Genomic DNA, 16921 nt, shown 5'->3' on the forward strand with positions numbered 1-16921 from the left:
TTATGACGGGAAAACAAAAAACGATTCTCATCCTTTCTTCCTTATCCGGGTTTCTCGGAGTTGCCTTGGGCGCGTTCGGAGCGCACGCTTTGAAAACGATTATCACCCCGGATTTACTCGCCGTATTTGAAACCGGAAATCGTTATCACTTGATTCACAGCATTCTTCCTTTGATTTTGGCCATCACAGGTTTCGTAAATCGAAGCAAGGCGGCGTGGATTTCTTCGATTTTATTCCTTGCAGGAATTCTAATATTCTCCGGTTCTTTATACGTTTTGGCGATCACCGGAATTAGAATTTTAGGAGCGATTACTCCGATCGGCGGCGTTTCCTTTTTAGTTGCCTGGGCCTTATTAGGTTTTTCCGCGATCGGGTCAAAGAACGACTAACGCTGTGTTCCGAAGTAGAATTTTCCTTTTTTCTCGATCAACTTTCTGGTAATTAAACCCTCGGCGATGATCAACAAACCCTGAACCGCGGATTCTTTTTTGGAAGTTTCCGTGTCCTTTTGTTCCGCCATAAGTTGATGAACGTATTCTCTTCTTTTTCCTTCCAGAACTCCGAGCATGGAGCCGCAAACTTTACTATCACCGATCAAAAAAGCCAAGGCTAAGGTTTGCGGAGGAGTTTCGTTGCAAAGATAATAAAGCGCTAAGTTGTCGAAGTATGAAATTTCCTCGAAAGATTTTACTGTAAGTTCTTCTTTTTCATCCATGATTGATCGATTCCAATTCGATAAGTTTTTTTTCGAGGTATTGAACCAAGTGGGAAGAATCCGGATCGGAACCCGTAGCGGTCCGAATCAAATTCTCCGCAGAATAGAATTTTCCCTTCCAATGGACATTTTTTCTAAGCCAATTCAGAAGAGAAGAAAAGTCCTTTCTATCCTTTACTTCGGATTGAAAATTCGGATTTTCTTTGGAGAAAGATTGAAAGAGTTGAGCCGAATAAATATTTCCTAACGTATAAGTCGGAAAGTAACCAAAAGCACCGCCGCTCCAATGAACATCCTGCAACACCCCTTCTCGATCGGAAGGAACTTTTATGCCGAACATTTCCTTCATCTTTGTATTCCAGATTTCGGGAAGTTCCGAAACGCCGATTTTGCCGTTGATCAAATCTCTTTCGATTTCAAATCGAAGAATGATATGAAGATTATAAGTGATTTGATCCGCCTCCACTCGAATCAAGGACGGAGAGGATTGGTTGATATACGCGAAAAGTTTGGAAAAGCTAAGTTCGGATTCTTTTATATTCAGAGTTTCTAATAAGCTTGGGTAATACATTTCCCAGAATTCTCTGGATCTGCCGACTTGATTCTCCCAAAGCCTGCTTTGTGACTCGTGAACGCCTAAAGAAACGGAATCGTGTAAAGGCGAAGGACCGCCTTCAATTTCGGAAATTCCCGCTTCATAAAGAGAATGTCCTGTTTCATGCAAAATACTGAATATAGACGAAAGCGGATCTTTCAAATCGTACCGCGTGGTAATTCTCTTATCCTTACTTCCGAGCGAGGTCGAAAAAGGATGTTCGCTTGCATCCAAACGGGAAAGCTTTTGAGACAATCCTAAAATACCGGGAAGAGCCTCTCCCAGTTTATTTTGAAGAAAGATTGGAATTTCCCGCGGAAACGGATTTGTTACGTTCTTCCCTCTTGCAACCAAAGGTTTTAAAGAATTCTTCAAATTGAAAAATAACTTTTCCAAATTTTTTGCTCGTTCGCCGGGTTCATAACCTTCGAGCAACGCGTCATATGCTTCAGTTTGATAACCGTAGCACTCGGTTTGTTTTTTACAGAGTTCTACGATCTTGGTAAGAATCGGAGCAAAGTCCGAAAAACGATTCTCCTTTCTCGCTTTTGCCCAAACCGCGTGCGCCTTACTTGTGGTAACGGAAAATTCTTCCACAAGTTCTTGAGAAAGACGACGGGAACGATCCAAGTCTAGAAACAATCTTTCAAACTCGACTTTTCTTTCGGCTTGTCCGGGAAGATTTTTTTGTTCGTTCTCTTCTCTCGCTTTCTGAGCAAGCTTATAAAAACTTTCTCCGGCGTATTTGGAATGAATCAAACCTGATAGAAGTCCGATCTGCGAACCTCGTTCCGACCTTCCTTCTTCGGGCAAAGTGATTTCGGAATCCCAATGAAGAACGCTGAGAATATTTCTTAGCGTAGATATCTCTTGATAAGCGACTCTGTATTCCGCGAATGATTTTAGTTCGTTCCGAATTGAATCGGAAAAAAGGTTCTCATACTCTTTCATCTCATTGGATAGTAAAAAATCTTCTTTTAGATTGACAAGTACCCTAACCCTAAAAAAATGATTTTTGCACGATTCGCGGGCATGGTGTAATGGCTAGCACTGTAGCCTTCCAAGCTTCCAGTGAGGGTTCGAGTCCCTCTGCCCGCATAATCTCTCTTTCCCCTTCACCACCGATTTCTTAAGTTCGCTTTTCACTCGACAATTTCGAAATAATCAATAAATTATAGCCTACTTTTCGGAGGCTTTATGAATCGAATTCGTCTTTTGCTCTTCGTTCTTTTATGTGCTTTGGTTCCGTTCGGAATCTATTCTCAAACGGAATCCGTCAACGTGAGTGCGGCTTCTTGGCCAAAGGATCTTACCTCCTTCGAGTCCTTTCGAAACGAACAATCCGTAACTCCTCAAGGGGCATTGATCTCTTTGATTGCGGCTTTGGATCTATATTCAAAAAACAAGGAAGAGGGGATCAAGGCTTTGATTCTTGTGGTCGATTCTTCCCATTTAACTCAGGACGCGAACGGTTATAAAGGTTTCTCATTAAATCGGAATTTGATCGATCTCGTAAAAAGACAAATCGAACAACATTCTTATCTAATCGGATCGTATCTCCCGGGTTCGTCGGCTTCCAACGGATATGTTCCTAACAACCCGCCTTATAGCTTTACGATTACAGCCAATCGTTTCAGCGGAACGGAAGAATCGGGTCAAAGAAAATTATTCGTTCCGTCCTCGGGCGCGGATACTCCGAGACCGGTCACTTTGAAAAAGAATGCCAAAGGAGTTTGGAAAGCGCAAGAATTTTCAAGTCTTCTAGTCGGTATTAAAAAACCGGCGACGAAAAATCCCGCCGATGATTTGTAAGTTTCGTGTGAAAATTTCGAAAAGGCGAAATGGGAATATTTGAGAGACAAATCGACGCTCCATCTCGTTTCTCGAATATTCTAAAATTTGAATGAAGTTGATTGAACTTAAGTAAAATTAGGCGGGACAAGAAATCGGTTCCGTTTCTGGAACCGATTCGAGATGTTCCGAAAATCCGATTCTATCTTTGAATCGAATTTTCCGATCTATTGTTTTGAATCTCATTTAAGAAAACGATGTTTGTGCTTTCGTTTTCCAAAATGCTGTCGGCCAAAGTCTCCAACAACTTTCCGATCTTCTTGCTTCGGGAAGGATCCGGCTTACGGGAGATTCTTTCCGGTTTGGTTTCCGGGTTATCTTCGTTCGCTCGGGAATACACGGGAATCCTCCAAAAGGGTGTAAGGGAAAGAATGGCTTCTAATTTTAGGCTCTGTCAAGCTCAATCCTTCTCTTCGATTTCAATTCCGGCGTGTTTTTCGAGAGTCTTGATTCTCTTAGACCATTTCTGGAAGTTCACGAGATGACGAATATTGACTCTTACTTTTTGATATTCGGGGAATGTAAGACCATAATCCCAACCTACGAAAATATCTTTTTTCTTGGGAGAATTTCTTAAGGAAGAACCTCCCGCAACAATGGTTCCGGCCGGTACATGCAAATGATCGGAAACCGCACAAGCGCCACCGATGATTACGTTATCTTCTACGATCGTGCTTCCTGCCACACCGCTCTGTCCCGCGATAATAATATTCTTTCCTAATATACAATTATGAGCGACGTGAACCATATTATCGAATTTGCATCCATCGCCTATGATCGTATCTTCCAATCCGCCGCGATCGACCGCACACAAGGATCCGATTTCAACGTCGTCTCCAATTCTTACGGTTCCAACGTGAGGAATTTTATGATGAATTCCGTTCACGGTAACGAATTTATATCCGTCTCCACCGATCGAACAATTGCCGGAGCAGATGAATCTTTTACCGATGATCACTCCGTGTTGAATGGACGAATTCGGTCCGATATGAGAATCCTCTCCGATCGTTACATCTCTAGAAATCTTTACTCCGTCTTCCAGATATGTGTTCGCACCGATCACCGAATTTTCTCCGATGACAACGTATTCTCCAACGGTAACCCCCGCTCCCAACTTAGCGCTCGGATGAATGATCGCCGAGGAAGAAATTTTTCCGGAAGGGACATAAGGAGGGTATACACAATTTAGAATTTCGACAAGGCTCAACTCAGGATTTGAAACAACGAGACAAGGAAGAGTTATTTCTTTTGCAAACTCTTCGGTGGTCAAGATTACGCTCGAAAGAGTATTCTTAACTTCGGATAACATTTTCTTGGTGGAAAGAAAGCTGATGGAATTCTTCGCTCCCGGGGTAATCGGGGTTACCTTTTCAATCAAGATCGTATCAGGAGCGGCTGAATTTGTGATCTTCGATCCGCTGACTTTTTTCGCGAGATCGGATAGTTTAATTTGGGGCATGTTTCCCTCGTTTTAATTGGTTGATACACGGAGAAACGAACGACTTAAAGCGTCACGCAAAAAAACAGCATAGGTTTCGGTGATCCATTTCGATTTATAAGAATTAGGACTTTGGCGGAAATAGAATCGAAATATCCCGTTTGACGAAATGGTCTCACTTAAAACTATGTAGGAAATTTGGAAAATTCTTCATTTTTAGGAATCGCACGCGCTCATGAAACCGATTAGAGAACCTCAGATCAACTTATTCAAAAAATCGACTCCATACAAAGCTAAAGTAATCAGCAACGTTCTATTGACTCCCGAAGCGGGAACCGGTAAAAGACCGAAAAAAGAAGGAGAGTCTCTCGTTCATAGAATCACTCTTGCAATCGATCATGCCGCTTATCCTTACGTTATCGGACAAAGCGGCGGGGTAATTCCTCCCGGTGAAGATCCTGAAAAGAAAGCGAAAGGTTTGGCGGACGCGGGTTACACCGTAAGACTTTATTCCATCGCTTCCCCGAGTTATTCTTTCGGAATGAAAGAGGACAATATCGAATTCATCATCAAAAGAGATAACGTATATGATGAAAACGGAAACATTCAATTCAAAGGTGTTTGTTCAAACTATATATGCGATCTTAAAGCCGGAGACGAAGTCGTAATGACTGGACCTTCCGGAAAAAAATTCCTTCTTCCAGTTGCAGACTTCGGCGGAGATATCATGTTCCTCGCAACCGGAACCGGAATCGCTCCCTTTATCGGGATGAGTGAAGAACTTTTAGAACACAAACTCATCAACTTCACCGGAAACATCACGCTTGTTTACGGAGCTCCTTACTCCGACGAACTTGTGATGATGGATTATCTCCGCGGTCTGGAAGCTAAGTATAAAAACTTTAAACTCGTTACCGCAATCTCCAGAGAAGAGAAAAATCCTTTCGACGGCGGAAGAATGTATATCTCTCACAGAGTGAAAGAACAAGCGGACGCAGTGAAAAAGATTTTGAACGGCGGTGGACGTTTTTATATCTGCGGTGGTCCGAAAGGAATGGAAAAAGGTGTTATCGAAGAAATCCAAAAAATCGCGGGCGACACAGGAACCTACGAAGATTTCAAACACCACCTCGAAGGAGCGCATCAGCTGTTCGTAGAAACATACTGATCGTATTCTAAATTCTTAAAATTAGAAGCCGAAAGAGATCACTTTTCTTTCGGCTTTTTTATTTTAGAACCCCGATCAGAATCAAAAAACGAATCGATGAAATTCGTGTTCACTGTTTATATTGGTATAATAAAACTCAACGGGAGAATCAAGAATGGGTGTTATCCGCGACGTGGACAAAGGCCGAGGCGAAGTGATTCGAGTGGAAGTGTCCGAATACAAAGGTATCAAATATCTGAATCTCCGGGTTTGGTACACCGATAAAGACGGCGAAAAAAAACCGACTCAAAAAGGAATCGCGATCCCTCCCGAACTTTACGATCAAATTAGGGAAGCCGTCATCGAAGCGGAAAGCGAAGTCAAAGAATAATTCTTCCCGCTTTCAACGACGTGACTCAGATACTTCTTTCTTGAATTACGTCGTTGATGATAACGCGAGCGGCTTCTTCGGTTTCCGCGACGCGTATATGACTCTCCAATCTGGTGATGGAAAAAACTTTCTTCACCGAATCTCTCAGATCCGAAACGACCAATTCTCCACCTCTTCTTTTTAACCAACCCGAGATCTGAATCAAAGTTCCGATCGCCGACGAATCGATGTAAGACGAAGCTTTTAAATTGATGATGATAAAACGAAAACCTTCGTGCATCTTTTCCTGAACGTTCCCTTTCAGTTCGGGACATTTGTATAAATCGATATCCCCCGCGGACTTATACGCGAAAATTTGATCGTGGTATTCTATGTCCTCCGAGATCGGATCGATATTTCTGTACTGAATGTCCGAGGCTCCGGCCATAAGATGTTTTCCGGCGGTTTTGGAATTCTCCTTAATCTTGGATTCAAGTGCCTCCAAACGGGATTTTAAAGAACTCATGACCTCGGGCGCCAAGTCGATCTGGTGATCCACCTCTTTGATAAGCGAATTTAGAACTTTGGAAGCGTCCTCCAAAGATCCGTCCTTGATCAAAGAACTCGCCTTTTTCAACGTTTTGCCGGAACGAGCCACGATCGTTTCCACGATCACGTCAGCGTCCTCTTTCATCGAATCCGATTTCCAATCCGGGTTTAGATCAAATTGAACGTTCTCCAATTTCATTTTGTCCGAAAGATTATAATAAGAACCGGTGATCTTAATGCCCGAATCTTGATTCGAATTGTGTATTACATTTTCAGGATGTGTTTTGATTCTTAAAACTATGTTTCTAATATCGTCCGCTCTCATATCCCCGCACTGAAGCACCACAGCGCGGATTCTGCTCGGTTGATCCGGGTCCATTTCGGTATAAAAAGGAATGTCGCTTATCAATTCTAAGAATTCCACATCCTTTCCGAAAACGATTTTGGTTTCGATCGATTGAGCGTATAAGGAACCGATGTCTCCGAACTCTCGAAAGAATATATCCCCCGTTCCTTCCGGGTTTTCTATATAATAAAAATTTCCACCGCCTGCGTCCGCGATGTCCTTCAAAAGAATTTCGTTAAAGTCGTCGCCGAATCCGATGACCGTAGTCGATATTCCTTTTTTGTAATGATCGGATGCGATCTGAATGAGATCGATCGGATCCGTAATTCCTTGCGTAGGATTTCCGTCCGTTAAAAGAATCGCTCTTTTATAAACGGAAGGATCCGAGAATAATTCCAAACCTCGAAGTGTATGAAGCCAACCGCCCGAAAGATTGGTGGATGTTCCCGGAAGAATCGTATGAATCCGATTGACGATGGAAGTTTTTTCCACAAGTTGAACGATCGGTTGAATCACATGAATGTCTTCCGCGTAAGCGACTACGGAAAGAAAATCTCTTCGAGTCAACCAATTGACCAAGGAAGAAGCCGATTGAATCACAGCTTCCAACTTTTCTCCTTTCATCGACCAACTTCTATCGATCGCCAAACCCAAAACAATCGGTCTTCGATCCGGATTAGTCGCACCCGTGGGAGAATTAAGACGTATTAAGACGGAATTATTTCTGTTTTCCGAGACTTCGTTATGTAAAAACTTAGCAGAGAGAATCATTGCGTTGAAAAAACCATTTACCGAAGGTCCGATCAAGAAGAATTTGTAGAGTACGTCGATGTGAGAATCTCTAAATGATAAGAATCTACCTCGAAAAAAAAGAATTCTTTCCATGAATGACTCATCTTCCAAAGAAAATTCGAATCCTAAAACCGACGATATTCTCCTTTCCGATTTTTTAAAAAGAATGGAGGATTTAGTCTTACACGACGGAGAAGAAATTCCCAGCTTCACGAGAATCTATCATCGTAACGAATTGATCAGCGAAACATTCAACGAAGTGGAAAAGAATTCGGATTCTTCCTTTCACAGCGAAATACTTTGCATTCGAGACGCTAAAGAAAAACTAAAAACCCGTTATCTGTCCGATTGTACTCTTATTACATCTTTGGAACCATGTTTGATGTGCGCGGGAACCATTCTTCTTTCCAGAATTCCGAAGGTAGTTTATCTTTTATCCGCAAAACAAGGAGAAGGAATTTCTTCTCTCAGCATCGAAACGATCTATTCTCGAAATTTTTTCCCGGAACTCGTCTGCATACCCGCCGAAATTTCCAAAGAAGCGTTCAAATCGTTTTTCAAGGCCAGAAGAAAGAAATTCAATTGACGTACAACCTCTTGGCAGAATTCCTGAAAGCTACAGGAGAAGTGTCAGAGTGGTCTATTGTGCATGCTTGGAAAGCATGTGTGCCAAAAGCACCCCGGGTTCGAATCCCGGCTTCTCCGACTCCGTTTTATGGCAGGAACTCACGAAGTCCTTTCTCGGAAGTATCGCCCGCAAAGATTTCGGGACGTAATTCACCAAGACCTTGCTATAGGCGCTCTTCAGAACGCTCTTAAATCCGGAAAAATCGGTCACGCATATATCTTCTTCGGCCCTCGCGGCGTCGGTAAAACTACCATCGCGAGAATTCTCGCCAAACGTTTAAACTGTCAAAATCCAATCGATAACGAACCCTGCAACGAATGCAATTCTTGCACTGAAATCACAAAAGGAATTTCCAGCGACGTTCTAGAAATCGACGCGGCGAGCAATCGTGGTATCGAAAACATCCGCGAACTCAGAGACAACGTTAAGTTCGCGCCGATGGGCGGAAAATATAAGGTTTATATAATAGACGAGGTCCATATGTTAACGGACCAATCCTTCAACGCCCTCTTAAAAACCTTGGAAGAACCTCCGTCGCATATCGTGTTTGTGTTGGCGACGACCGAGTTTCATAAAATTCCCGAAACGATTCTTTCCAGATGTCAGGATTTTATTTTTAAAAAAGTTCCTTTGTCCGTTCTTCAGGATTATTCCGAAAAACTTTGCAAGATCGAAAACGTTCAATACGATCAGGAAGGTCTTTTCTGGGTTGCAAAGAAAGGAGACGGCTCCGTACGAGATATGCTTTCCTTTATGGAACAAGCGATCGTGTTTACCGATTCCAAGTTGATGGGCGCCGGAATCAGAAAGATGATCGGTTATCATGGAATCGAATTCTTGACTTCGTTTATCAAAAGTCTCGTTGATCCGGACAATCATTCAAAGGCTTTGGAAATTCTCGAATCCCTTTACCAAGAAGGTCAGGACATCTATAAATTTTTATGGGATTCGATCGAGTTTACTCATACTCTCAACTTGATCCGTGATTCTCTTGCCGATCCTGAATCGGTGAATTTTCCGAAAGAAGATCTCGTCAAAATGAAATCGGATTTCGAGAATATAGATTCTTCCAAACTGAATTTTCTTTCCGGAAAACTTTTCGAGATCTATGAAAGAATCAAAACGATTCGTTTGAGAAATTCTTTCGAGATCAAGGTCTTCACCGAAATCCAAATCAAAAAACTCGTGGAAGAACTTACGTATCCGAGTTTGGCCGGTCTTGTGGACCGAATCAATCATTTGATTCTAATGGTTCAAGGTTCCAAGAATGTGGCGCCCGAATCCGTTTCCACTCAAGCTTCCGTTTTAAAAAAAGAGGTGCAGACGCAAGACGTTCAAACCGATTCTTCTAAAAAAAAAGATGACCCGTTTTCTAAAATTTTAGAAGCTCAATTCGAGTCTAATCAACAGGATTCCAATTTTGAAAAGGATTCGGCGGAAACAAAACCCGTAGCAACTTCCGAACCGATTCCACAGAAGTTCGATACGAGCACTGAAATTAAAAAAAAGTTCCTCGGCACCGAAGTCGATGGCAACAAGTTTCCGAGACTGGATTCTTAACATTATGTTTGATAAGATAAAAAACTTTTCCGAACTTCTTTCCAATATGGGAGCCTTCCGCGAAAAAATGGAAGAGGTCAAAAAGCGCGTCGCCGCAATTCGTGTGATGGGCGATGCGGGAGCGGGAATGGTTACTGTGACCTCGACCGGAGAGGGACTGATCACGAACGTATTCATCAACAAACAACTCTTCGACGCGGACGATCATAAAATGCTCGAAGACCTCGTTATGGCGGCGACAAACGACGCGCTTAAGAAAGCAAGAGAAGCGACCGCTTACGAATTCCAGTCCGCTTCCGGCGGTTTGGATCTTTCCGAAATTTCCAAAATGTTCGGCGGAAATCTTGGCTAATCATCTTCTCGACGAAATGGTAGAAGCGCTGTCTTCTCTTCCTGGAATCGGAAGAAAGAGTGCGTTCAGAATCAGCTTTCATCTTTTGAGATTGGAACAAGGCCTTTTCAATCAGTTCGTTCATCAGCTTTCGGATACGAAAAGTAGAATCAAATTTTGCAAACGATGCGGTTCTTATGCGGAAACGGAAATCTGCGATATCTGCACTTCCGAAAAAAGAGATACTCATACGTTTTGCGTCGTTGAACAACCCGAGGACATTTTCTTTATAGAAAACACGAGAGAATTCAACGGCAAATATCACGTGTTAAACGGTGTGATTTCTCCTTTGGAAGGAGTCGGCCCGAGAGATCTTAGAATCAAAGAACTTTTGGAAAGAATCGAACCCGAACAAGTTAAAGAAGTTTTGATCGCGACAAACCCGACCTTGGAAGGGGATGCAACCGCCGATTATTTAGCCAATCAACTCAAACCGCTTTCCGTAAGCGTTACCAGAATCGCCTACGGTATTACCGTCGGTGGATCCATCGAGTTGTCGGATCAATACACTTTGGGAAGAGCGATTCGTTCCCGTCTTCAGCTTTAAATCGATTCTTAAAATCTATGTTCCGCGGTTACGAAAAATTCTCTGAGAATTTTTCCCTGTGTCGTATCCAAGTAAGCCTTTAGTCCGTCGCCCGCTACAAAGTAACCGGATCTCATCAGAATCTGCATATCTCGAAACGCGTTCCAACGCAAATTGATATTGATCTCGTGTCCGAAGAACGTGCTCGTTTTGTATCCGTTGTCGAAGTTGAAGTAACGATTGTTTTCGATGTAAGGCGACTTTGTTCCGTACAATCGGTAATAACCCAATGTCAAGAGTAGGGGACCGTAAACGACGAAGTCTCCGTTGATTCCGTATTCATACAAGCCACTCGAATCCTTTCCGGAAAAAAGCGCGTAACCCCCGGTAAAGTCGTTTGCGATGTTAGATATGGAATATCCGGGCATCAAGGTTTTGTAACCGCCGCCTCTTAAATTTGCTTTGGTTCCGTCCTTATCATATCCGGGTCTTCCCGTACTCCCCACTCCCACTAAGTTAAACGTTAAATTCTCGCTATAACGATATGAAAACTGAAGGTCCGCCATTCCACCGGATATAGTGTGTTTGCTGAATCGATTGTAGAGAACGTTTCCCACAGCATCCCGATACGGATCCAGAGAATGAACGGTTCCGTGATTGTAAATCCCGTGGACCACAAAGCCGAAGTTCGAGAGATTGATCTCGTTCATAAACCCGTGCCAAAACAACTGACCGACTTCGCTGTCCAAAGCGATCACGTTTCCTTTCGCGTTAGTCGTCTTGTCAATTGAAGAGATCGTATCGTCCAAAAAATAAGAATAGAGTTCGTGTTTGACGTTATTGAAAAAACTGGTTTTGATTTCGTAAAAGTAAATGTTCGTTCCTACGTAATTTTTATCCGCGTAGGTATTCTTATCCAAATCGAGTTGAGCGTTTTGTCTTGCAACGAACCAACCGGCTTCGATAGTCGTGTTCCACAAACGGAAATCTTTGTTGAGAGTAACTCCGGTTCCCGGCGTAAAAACAACTCGTCCTCTCGCGGATGAAAAAAGTTGCTGACCGACTCTTAAACTGAACGCGTCTTCCGGAAGTTTAAAGTTCAAATATAAAAACGTGGTTTGAATGTTCACGGGAGAAGTGAACCCCGCTTCTCCGCCTTGTCCCGGACCGGTCGTCGAATTCTGACCGAATCCTTTTCCACCGAATGTTATATCCCCGACTTGAACACCCCAAAGCGCCTCGAAATATTTCGAAGTGTTGAAGTTCATGTTAACGGTCATCCTCGTATCAAAATACGAAATGTCTTCCTTCTGAGGAGATAAGGTCGTGGGATTTCCTTTTAATCTTTCCGCGAGTTCGTTATCGGCGGCGGCTTGGTTCTGTTGTTGCTGATCCGCTTTGAAAGCGTTCTTATCGTAAGGAGTTGCCGCGGTTTGACGGGAAGTATAAATATCTCTTCCGAGATTGAACCCCCGCACCCTGTAGTTTCCTTGAAAATCGAGTTTCGTTTTTTCTTCGATCTCTTGGGAAAAAAGTAAGGAAGGAAATAGAATCAACGCAAAGTAATATAAGCGATAAGCCTTTTTCAAAAGGTCAATGGACACGGATCATTTTACCCAGTTGTTCTGATTAAAATATCGGCTTCTCAACTCATCCAAAACACCGGTTCGTTTCAATTCCTTGATAAAGAAGTTCAAATTATCCGCAAAAATCAGATCGTTTTGAGGAAGTGCGGCGCTGATATTCTCCTCTTGAACCGTCCCCAAAAGCGGTAAATAATTGGCTCGTAGAGAAGGATTTTTTTGGAGCAGGGTAAGAATGAAAAAACTGTCCGCAACGAAACAAGTCACGTTGTTGCTGACGAGATTGTCGACCGCAATCGAATCCGAAAGATAACTGTAGATCGGAAGTTTTGCGAATTTTTTCTGAAGGTAAATATGATTCGTCGTGTTCGATCTTACGGAAAAACTCACCAACCCGCTGAGAGTTGTGAGATCGGAAAGACTCATAAATCTTCTGGAAGTAACGATGTTTCCTTCGGGTTCGGGAGGAAGAATCTTTTTACTCACAAGACCGGCCGGAGTTGTAACAAGATACGGATCGGAAAAGGTGACTTGTTTTCCGCGGTTCAAGTCCGTAGACATTCCAGCTAACGCGAGATCGATTTTGCCGGCGCGGATATCCTCCGAAAATTGACGGAACGTTTTGAGAGGAACCAACTTCAACGAAACACCCAAGTAATCCGCGTATAATTTCGCGAGTTCCGCATCGATCCCCGGATAACCGTCCTTCGGATTCTCTATGTAAAAAGGTTCGTATTGTTTATTGACCCCGACTACTAATTCTTTTTTGGAAAGAATTTTTTCCAAACGAGAGCCCGAGTATTCGGATTGAGAAAACAAAGCGAACGGAAAAACGAGAATCAAAAGAGGACAAAGGATTCTTTTCTCGAACATGAAACAAAAGATGAATCGATCCTCGTTTTTTTCCAGAGCATTTTAAACCGAAAAGGTAAATTCTAAGGGTTCAAAATCTGAAACTCGGTTCTTCGGTTTTTATAATCCGTATCCGGATTTTTTTGAGGAACGATCGGTTCCGAACTTCCCTTGCCGTCGGTCGCGATTCTTCCGGAATCGATTCCTTTTTTGATCAGATATTCCTTCACGGAATTTGCGCGATTGCGACTTAGAATTAAATTATCCTGAGTATCACCGTTGAGATCCGTATGACCTATGATCTTAATTCTCACGTTTTGATTTTCTTTCAGGTAAGAATGTAGATTCTCCAGAATCGAAAAAGAATTTTCAAGGATCTCATACGAACCCAACGCAAAATGAATGCTATCGAGTGAAATCGATTTTCCTTTTTCCAATTCCTGAAACGGATTTACGACGTTGGAATAAATATCGTAATCCCTTCCGGTTCTTCGGCAAAAGTAAAACGTTCTTCCGTCTCCGGCTTCCAGATAAAATGCTTCATCACCGGCGGTATTGATCTCGGGACCTAAGTTGATCGGTTCTGAAAAATCTCCGTTCTCCTGCATGGTCGATTTATACAAATCATAACCGCCAAAACCTCCGGGGCGATTGGATGAAAAATAAATCGTTTTTCCGTCTTTGCCGATCGTCGCCGCAATTTCCGAATAAGCGCTGTTAATCGGATCAGGCAAACTTGTCGCTTTTTCCCAAGTTTTGTTTTTGTAAATCGATACGAAGATATCCGCCTCGGCTACTTGTCCGAAAGGGTAACGAGTAAAATAAAGACGGTTGTTAAACAGAAACGGATTTTCTTCTATTTCTTCCGTGTTGACGGTTCTTGGAAGAACGGCGGGCTCCGCCCAAGAAGAATTTACTTTTTTAGAAAAGTATAAATCTCGCGAAACTCCGATCTTCCCGTTCGATAATTGAAATTCTATAGCGCCGTCCCGATTGGATGAAAAAAGAATTCCTTCCTCCTTGTTTAGGATAAAAGGACTTTGATCGTCGAAGTTGGAATTTAAGATTTCGATTTCCGAACCTCGAGTCCATTCCTCACCCACACGAGTCGATTTGTAAAGATCGGTGTAATTGGAATTCTCCCGTTTCGAATAGAAGTAAAGAATGTTTCCGTCGTCCGTAAGACTGATTCCGAATTCGTTAAGATTCGTATTGATAGAACCTCTCAGTTTTTCGGGTTTTGAAATTTTGGAATTTTGTGTTTTGTTCAAAGCCGACGAATCTTGCGGAGCAACCGAAACCGGCAAAAGAAAGATTAAGAATATTGAATATATCAAACGAAAAAAAGAACGCATAAACCACTCCGAAAATTCTAAAAGAATCCCTAAGTAGATTATCCGTTCTTTTCGGAAAAACCTAAGCGCAAAAGTATGGAAAACGGAAAATTAGATCCGTTTTTTATAGGTATTGTTTCAGAGCTTCCGGAATACGAACGGTTCCGTCTGCGTTCTGAAAATTTTCGAGAATCGCGGCGTACGTTCTTCCAAGCGCGAGTCCGGAACCGTTGATCGTGTGAACCAGCTGATTCTTTCCGTCTTTGGTTTTGTATCTGATCTTTCCTCTTCTCGCTTGGAAGTCGCGGAAGTTCGATACGGAAGAAATTTCCATATATCGATTCAAACCGGGCATCCAAACTTCTATGTCATAGGTTATAGAAGAATTCGCGGAAATGTCCCCAGTGCAAAGAATGATGACTCGATACGGAAGTTCCAATTTCTTAAGAATATTCTCCGCATGAGAAAGCATCTTTTTATGTTCTTCTTCGGATTCTTCCGGTCTGCAGAATTTTACGAGTTCCACTTTTTGAAACTGATGCACTCGAACCAATCCACGCGTATCCTTACCGTAGGATCCGGCTTCTCTTCTGAAACATGATGTGTGCGCCGTAACCGAAATCGGCAATTGATCTTCGGGAATGATTTCATCGCGGTATAAATTCGTAAGTGGAACTTCGGCTGTAGGAATCAGATTGAGCTCATCCTTTTCGATTCTATAGAATTCGTCTTTGAACTTCGGATATTGTCCAGTTGCGGTCATGGATTCGTCGTTTACCATGGCGGGAACCCAAACCTCGGTATAACCGTGTTCTTGCGTATGAACATTGAGCATAAAATTCATCAACGCTCTTTCCAACCTCGCGCCGTCTTTCCAATACGTATACGATCTTGCGCCGGAAAGTTTTACGCCTTTCTCGAAGTTGATCCAATTCAACGCTTCTCCGATTTCAAAATGCGGTTTCGGAGCAAAGGAAAAAGAAGGAATTTTTCCCACTTCGTATTGAACCACGTTGTCGTGTTCGGATTTTCCTTCCGGAACCTTCGGGTCGAGAATATTAGGAAGCCCTAAATTGATATCGAGCAGAGCCGTTTCTTCCAGCTCCATCTTTGTTTCGATTTCTTTGATCTTTTCGCCGACGAGTTTTACGGAAGCGGAAATTTCGGTGATGTCTCCACCGGATTGTTTGATCTTACCGACTTCCTTGCTGACTCTGTTTCTTTCTTCTCTTAAAACGTCCGCTTCCTTTTGAAACTCGCGTTTTCTTTGAATGATCGATTTCAATTCGTCAATGATTCCGATTTCTTTAAACCCTCGAAGTTCTAAAACTTTTTTGAGGTCTTCGGTGTTTTCCGTGATATAACGAAGATCAAGCATTGTGATGGTACGCCTTACGATTCATAAATTTAATACTGTTTTCAAAAAGAATACGTTCCACCTCGGCATTCGATTCTTGTCTGAGGGAGAACATCTTATCTAAGATAAATTTCATATAAGAAGGTTCGTTTCTTTTTCCGCGAAACGGAGGTGGCGCTAGAAACGGAGCGTCGGTTTCGATCAACATACTTTCCAACGGAAGTTTTTGAGCGGCCTCTTGAATTTCAGTCGCATTCTTAAACGCGACAATCCCCGAAAAAGAAATATAATATCCAATGTCGACTAACGCTTTTGCGGTCGGATAGTCGTATGTAAAACAATGGATCACTCCGAACGCGCGGTCGCGGAAATTCTTAAGAATGGAAATCGTATCTTCTTTTGCGTCCCGAGAATGAATGACAACGGGCAACTGCGTCTTAGCCGAACATTCCAAGAAGGCTTCGAGAATTTCTTCCTGCTGTTTTTTCGTATCGGCGGTGTGATAGTAGTCGAGACCGATCTCTCCGATCGCGGAAAGTTTAGAATCGCCTAAGTTTGCATAAACGAGTTTTAAGATTTCTTCCTTATTGGGAAACTCATGCGTTTCGGTCGGGTGGCAACCGATCGAATATCGAATCTCTAACGAATCATTCGAATATTCGTTCGCTATGGATTGCGCCCTTAAAGAACTCTCAAGATCGATTCCGATTTGGACGATCTTCTTTACGCCAGACGCCATTGCATTTTTTAAAGAATCTGCAATTTCCAAACCTTGGGACTGTATTATATCAAGGTGACAATGTGTATCGGCGATAGAAACCATAGAAATCCGGTTTTAGTGAGTCACTTTTTGTGAATTCGATTGACTGAAAAGAGATTTTTTAAGA

Annotated in this window: 18 protein-coding genes and 2 tRNA genes; 10 read left to right on the plus strand and 10 right to left on the minus strand. The window is 42.6% G+C overall.

All coding sequences use genetic code 11. The features are described 5' to 3' along the window. Positions 1–2: 2 nt before the first annotated feature. Positions 3–389 carry a DUF423 domain-containing protein gene (locus CH367_RS15795; RefSeq protein WP_100763463.1) on the plus strand — a complete coding sequence of 129 codons (387 nt, stop codon included), beginning with the start codon at positions 3–5 and terminating at the stop codon, positions 387–389. On the opposite strand, the gene CH367_RS20865 is transcribed toward CH367_RS15795, so the two are convergent. Continuing rightward, the gene (locus CH367_RS20865) at positions 386–715 is read right to left on the minus strand and encodes a hypothetical protein (RefSeq protein ID WP_165783314.1); all 330 of its coding nucleotides are present in this window, start codon (positions 713–715) and stop codon (positions 386–388) included. The genes CH367_RS15795 and CH367_RS20865 overlap by 4 nt on opposite strands. Continuing rightward, positions 708–2261 (minus strand): carboxypeptidase M32, encoded by a 1554-nt coding sequence (locus tag CH367_RS15800; RefSeq protein ID WP_165783315.1) that lies wholly within the window; start codon positions 2259–2261, stop codon positions 708–710. The genes CH367_RS20865 and CH367_RS15800 overlap by 8 nt, the downstream gene beginning before the upstream one ends. Positions 2262–2336: 75 nt before the next feature. Between CH367_RS15800 and CH367_RS15805 the strand changes: the two genes are divergently transcribed. Further along, a tRNA-Gly gene (locus tag CH367_RS15805) sits at positions 2337–2408 on the plus strand. A 99-nt stretch (positions 2409–2507) separates the two neighbouring features. Next, entirely contained in the window at positions 2508–3122 is a 615-nt protein-coding gene (locus tag CH367_RS15810) for a DUF6935 domain-containing protein (protein WP_100763464.1), read from the plus strand. A gap of 181 nt (positions 3123–3303) precedes the next feature. On the opposite strand, the gene CH367_RS15815 is transcribed toward CH367_RS15810, so the two are convergent. Both CH367_RS15815 and lpxD read right to left on the minus strand, forming a co-directional pair. Further along, a complete protein-coding gene (locus CH367_RS15815; RefSeq protein ID WP_100763465.1) occupies positions 3304–3501 on the minus strand; it encodes a hypothetical protein in 198 nt (65 codons plus the stop codon). Between the two features lie 60 nt (positions 3502–3561). Further along, positions 3562–4620, minus strand: coding sequence for a UDP-3-O-(3-hydroxymyristoyl)glucosamine N-acyltransferase (lpxD, locus tag CH367_RS15820; protein ID WP_100763466.1), 1059 nt, complete (start codon positions 4618–4620; stop codon positions 3562–3564). 214 nt (positions 4621–4834) lie between these two features. Here lpxD and CH367_RS15825 point away from each other — a divergent pair, with 214 nt between their 5' ends. Beyond that, positions 4835–5767, plus strand: coding sequence for a ferredoxin reductase domain-containing protein (locus tag CH367_RS15825; RefSeq protein ID WP_100763467.1), 933 nt, complete (start codon positions 4835–4837; stop codon positions 5765–5767). A 154-nt stretch (positions 5768–5921) separates the two neighbouring features. Next, complete coding sequence (locus CH367_RS15830) at positions 5922–6137, plus strand: transcriptional coactivator p15/PC4 family protein (RefSeq protein ID WP_100763468.1); 216 nt, start codon at positions 5922–5924, stop codon at positions 6135–6137. A 25-nt stretch (positions 6138–6162) separates the two neighbouring features. Here CH367_RS15830 and CH367_RS15835 read toward each other — a convergent pair whose 3' ends face one another. After that, positions 6163–7782 (minus strand): anti-sigma factor antagonist, encoded by a 1620-nt coding sequence (locus CH367_RS15835; protein WP_100763605.1) that lies wholly within the window; start codon positions 7780–7782, stop codon positions 6163–6165. Between the two features lie 112 nt (positions 7783–7894). Here CH367_RS15835 and CH367_RS15840 point away from each other — a divergent pair, with 112 nt between their 5' ends. The 5 genes from CH367_RS15840 to recR all read left to right on the plus strand — a co-directional run bounded on the left by CH367_RS15840 (position 7895) and on the right by recR (position 10929). Next, complete coding sequence (locus CH367_RS15840; protein ID WP_100763469.1) at positions 7895–8389, plus strand: nucleoside deaminase; 495 nt, start codon at positions 7895–7897, stop codon at positions 8387–8389. Positions 8390–8424: 35 nt separating this feature from the next. After that, positions 8425–8508 (plus strand) — tRNA-Ser (locus CH367_RS15845). Between the two features lie 10 nt (positions 8509–8518). Then, positions 8519–9991 carry a DNA polymerase III subunit gamma/tau gene (gene dnaX, locus CH367_RS15850; RefSeq protein ID WP_100763470.1) on the plus strand — a complete coding sequence of 491 codons (1473 nt, stop codon included), beginning with the start codon at positions 8519–8521 and terminating at the stop codon, positions 9989–9991. Between the two features lie 4 nt (positions 9992–9995). Beyond that, positions 9996–10343 carry a YbaB/EbfC family nucleoid-associated protein gene (locus tag CH367_RS15855; RefSeq protein ID WP_100763471.1) on the plus strand — a complete coding sequence of 116 codons (348 nt, stop codon included), beginning with the start codon at positions 9996–9998 and terminating at the stop codon, positions 10341–10343. Continuing rightward, entirely contained in the window at positions 10336–10929 is a 594-nt protein-coding gene (gene recR, locus CH367_RS15860) for a recombination mediator RecR (RefSeq protein WP_100763472.1), read from the plus strand. The genes CH367_RS15855 and recR overlap by 8 nt, the downstream gene beginning before the upstream one ends. A gap of 8 nt (positions 10930–10937) precedes the next feature. Here the strand turns inward: recR and CH367_RS15865 are convergent, their stop codons facing one another. The 5 genes from CH367_RS15865 to CH367_RS15885 all read right to left on the minus strand — a co-directional run bounded on the left by CH367_RS15865 (position 10938) and on the right by CH367_RS15885 (position 16857). Beyond that, positions 10938–12512: a hypothetical protein gene (locus tag CH367_RS15865; RefSeq protein WP_100763473.1), complete on the minus strand. Its 1575-nt coding sequence runs from the start codon at positions 12510–12512 to the stop codon at positions 10938–10940. A gap of 3 nt (positions 12513–12515) precedes the next feature. Continuing rightward, positions 12516–13364, minus strand: a complete 849-nt coding sequence (locus CH367_RS15870) for a substrate-binding periplasmic protein (RefSeq protein ID WP_100763474.1) — start codon at positions 13362–13364, stop codon at positions 12516–12518. Positions 13365–13426: 62 nt separating this feature from the next. After that, positions 13427–14698: an OmpA family protein gene (locus CH367_RS15875; RefSeq protein WP_100763475.1), complete on the minus strand. Its 1272-nt coding sequence runs from the start codon at positions 14696–14698 to the stop codon at positions 13427–13429. 103 nt (positions 14699–14801) lie between these two features. Further along, positions 14802–16055, minus strand: coding sequence for a serine--tRNA ligase (gene serS, locus CH367_RS15880; protein WP_100763476.1), 1254 nt, complete (start codon positions 16053–16055; stop codon positions 14802–14804). Next, entirely contained in the window at positions 16048–16857 is an 810-nt protein-coding gene (locus CH367_RS15885; RefSeq protein ID WP_100763477.1) for a TatD family hydrolase, read from the minus strand. The genes serS and CH367_RS15885 overlap by 8 nt, the downstream gene beginning before the upstream one ends. Positions 16858–16921: the final 64 nt, after the last annotated feature.

The organism is Leptospira barantonii, assembly GCF_002811925.1.
GTDB lineage: Bacteria > Spirochaetota > Leptospiria > Leptospirales > Leptospiraceae > Leptospira > Leptospira barantonii.

Excerpts from the sequence above, each read along its gene's own strand:
- CH367_RS15825 (WP_100763467.1), top strand. The coding sequence starts at position 4,835 with ATGAAACCGATTAGAGAACCTCAGATCAACTTATTCAAAAAATCGACT.
- CH367_RS20865 (WP_165783314.1), bottom strand. The coding sequence starts at position 715 with ATGGATGAAAAAGAAGAACTTACAGTAAAATCTTTCGAGGAAATTTCA.
- CH367_RS15885 (WP_100763477.1), bottom strand. The coding sequence starts at position 16,857 with ATGGTTTCTATCGCCGATACACATTGTCACCTTGATATAATACAGTCC.
- CH367_RS15810 (WP_100763464.1), top strand. The coding sequence starts at position 2,508 with ATGAATCGAATTCGTCTTTTGCTCTTCGTTCTTTTATGTGCTTTGGTT.
- CH367_RS15840 (WP_100763469.1), top strand. The coding sequence starts at position 7,895 with ATGAATGACTCATCTTCCAAAGAAAATTCGAATCCTAAAACCGACGAT.
- CH367_RS15800 (WP_165783315.1), bottom strand. The coding sequence starts at position 2,261 with ATGAAAGAGTATGAGAACCTTTTTTCCGATTCAATTCGGAACGAACTA.
- CH367_RS15830 (WP_100763468.1), top strand. The coding sequence starts at position 5,922 with ATGGGTGTTATCCGCGACGTGGACAAAGGCCGAGGCGAAGTGATTCGA.
- CH367_RS15855 (WP_100763471.1), top strand. The coding sequence starts at position 9,996 with ATGTTTGATAAGATAAAAAACTTTTCCGAACTTCTTTCCAATATGGGA.
- CH367_RS15870 (WP_100763474.1), bottom strand. The coding sequence starts at position 13,364 with ATGTTCGAGAAAAGAATCCTTTGTCCTCTTTTGATTCTCGTTTTTCCG.
- serS (WP_100763476.1), bottom strand. The coding sequence starts at position 16,055 with ATGCTTGATCTTCGTTATATCACGGAAAACACCGAAGACCTCAAAAAA.
- CH367_RS15875 (WP_100763475.1), bottom strand. The coding sequence starts at position 14,698 with ATGCGTTCTTTTTTTCGTTTGATATATTCAATATTCTTAATCTTTCTT.
- CH367_RS15795 (WP_100763463.1), top strand. The coding sequence starts at position 3 with ATGACGGGAAAACAAAAAACGATTCTCATCCTTTCTTCCTTATCCGGG.
- lpxD (WP_100763466.1), bottom strand. The coding sequence starts at position 4,620 with ATGCCCCAAATTAAACTATCCGATCTCGCGAAAAAAGTCAGCGGATCG.
- dnaX (WP_100763470.1), top strand. The coding sequence starts at position 8,519 with ATGGCAGGAACTCACGAAGTCCTTTCTCGGAAGTATCGCCCGCAAAGA.
- CH367_RS15835 (WP_100763605.1), bottom strand. The coding sequence starts at position 7,782 with ATGATTCTCTCTGCTAAGTTTTTACATAACGAAGTCTCGGAAAACAGA.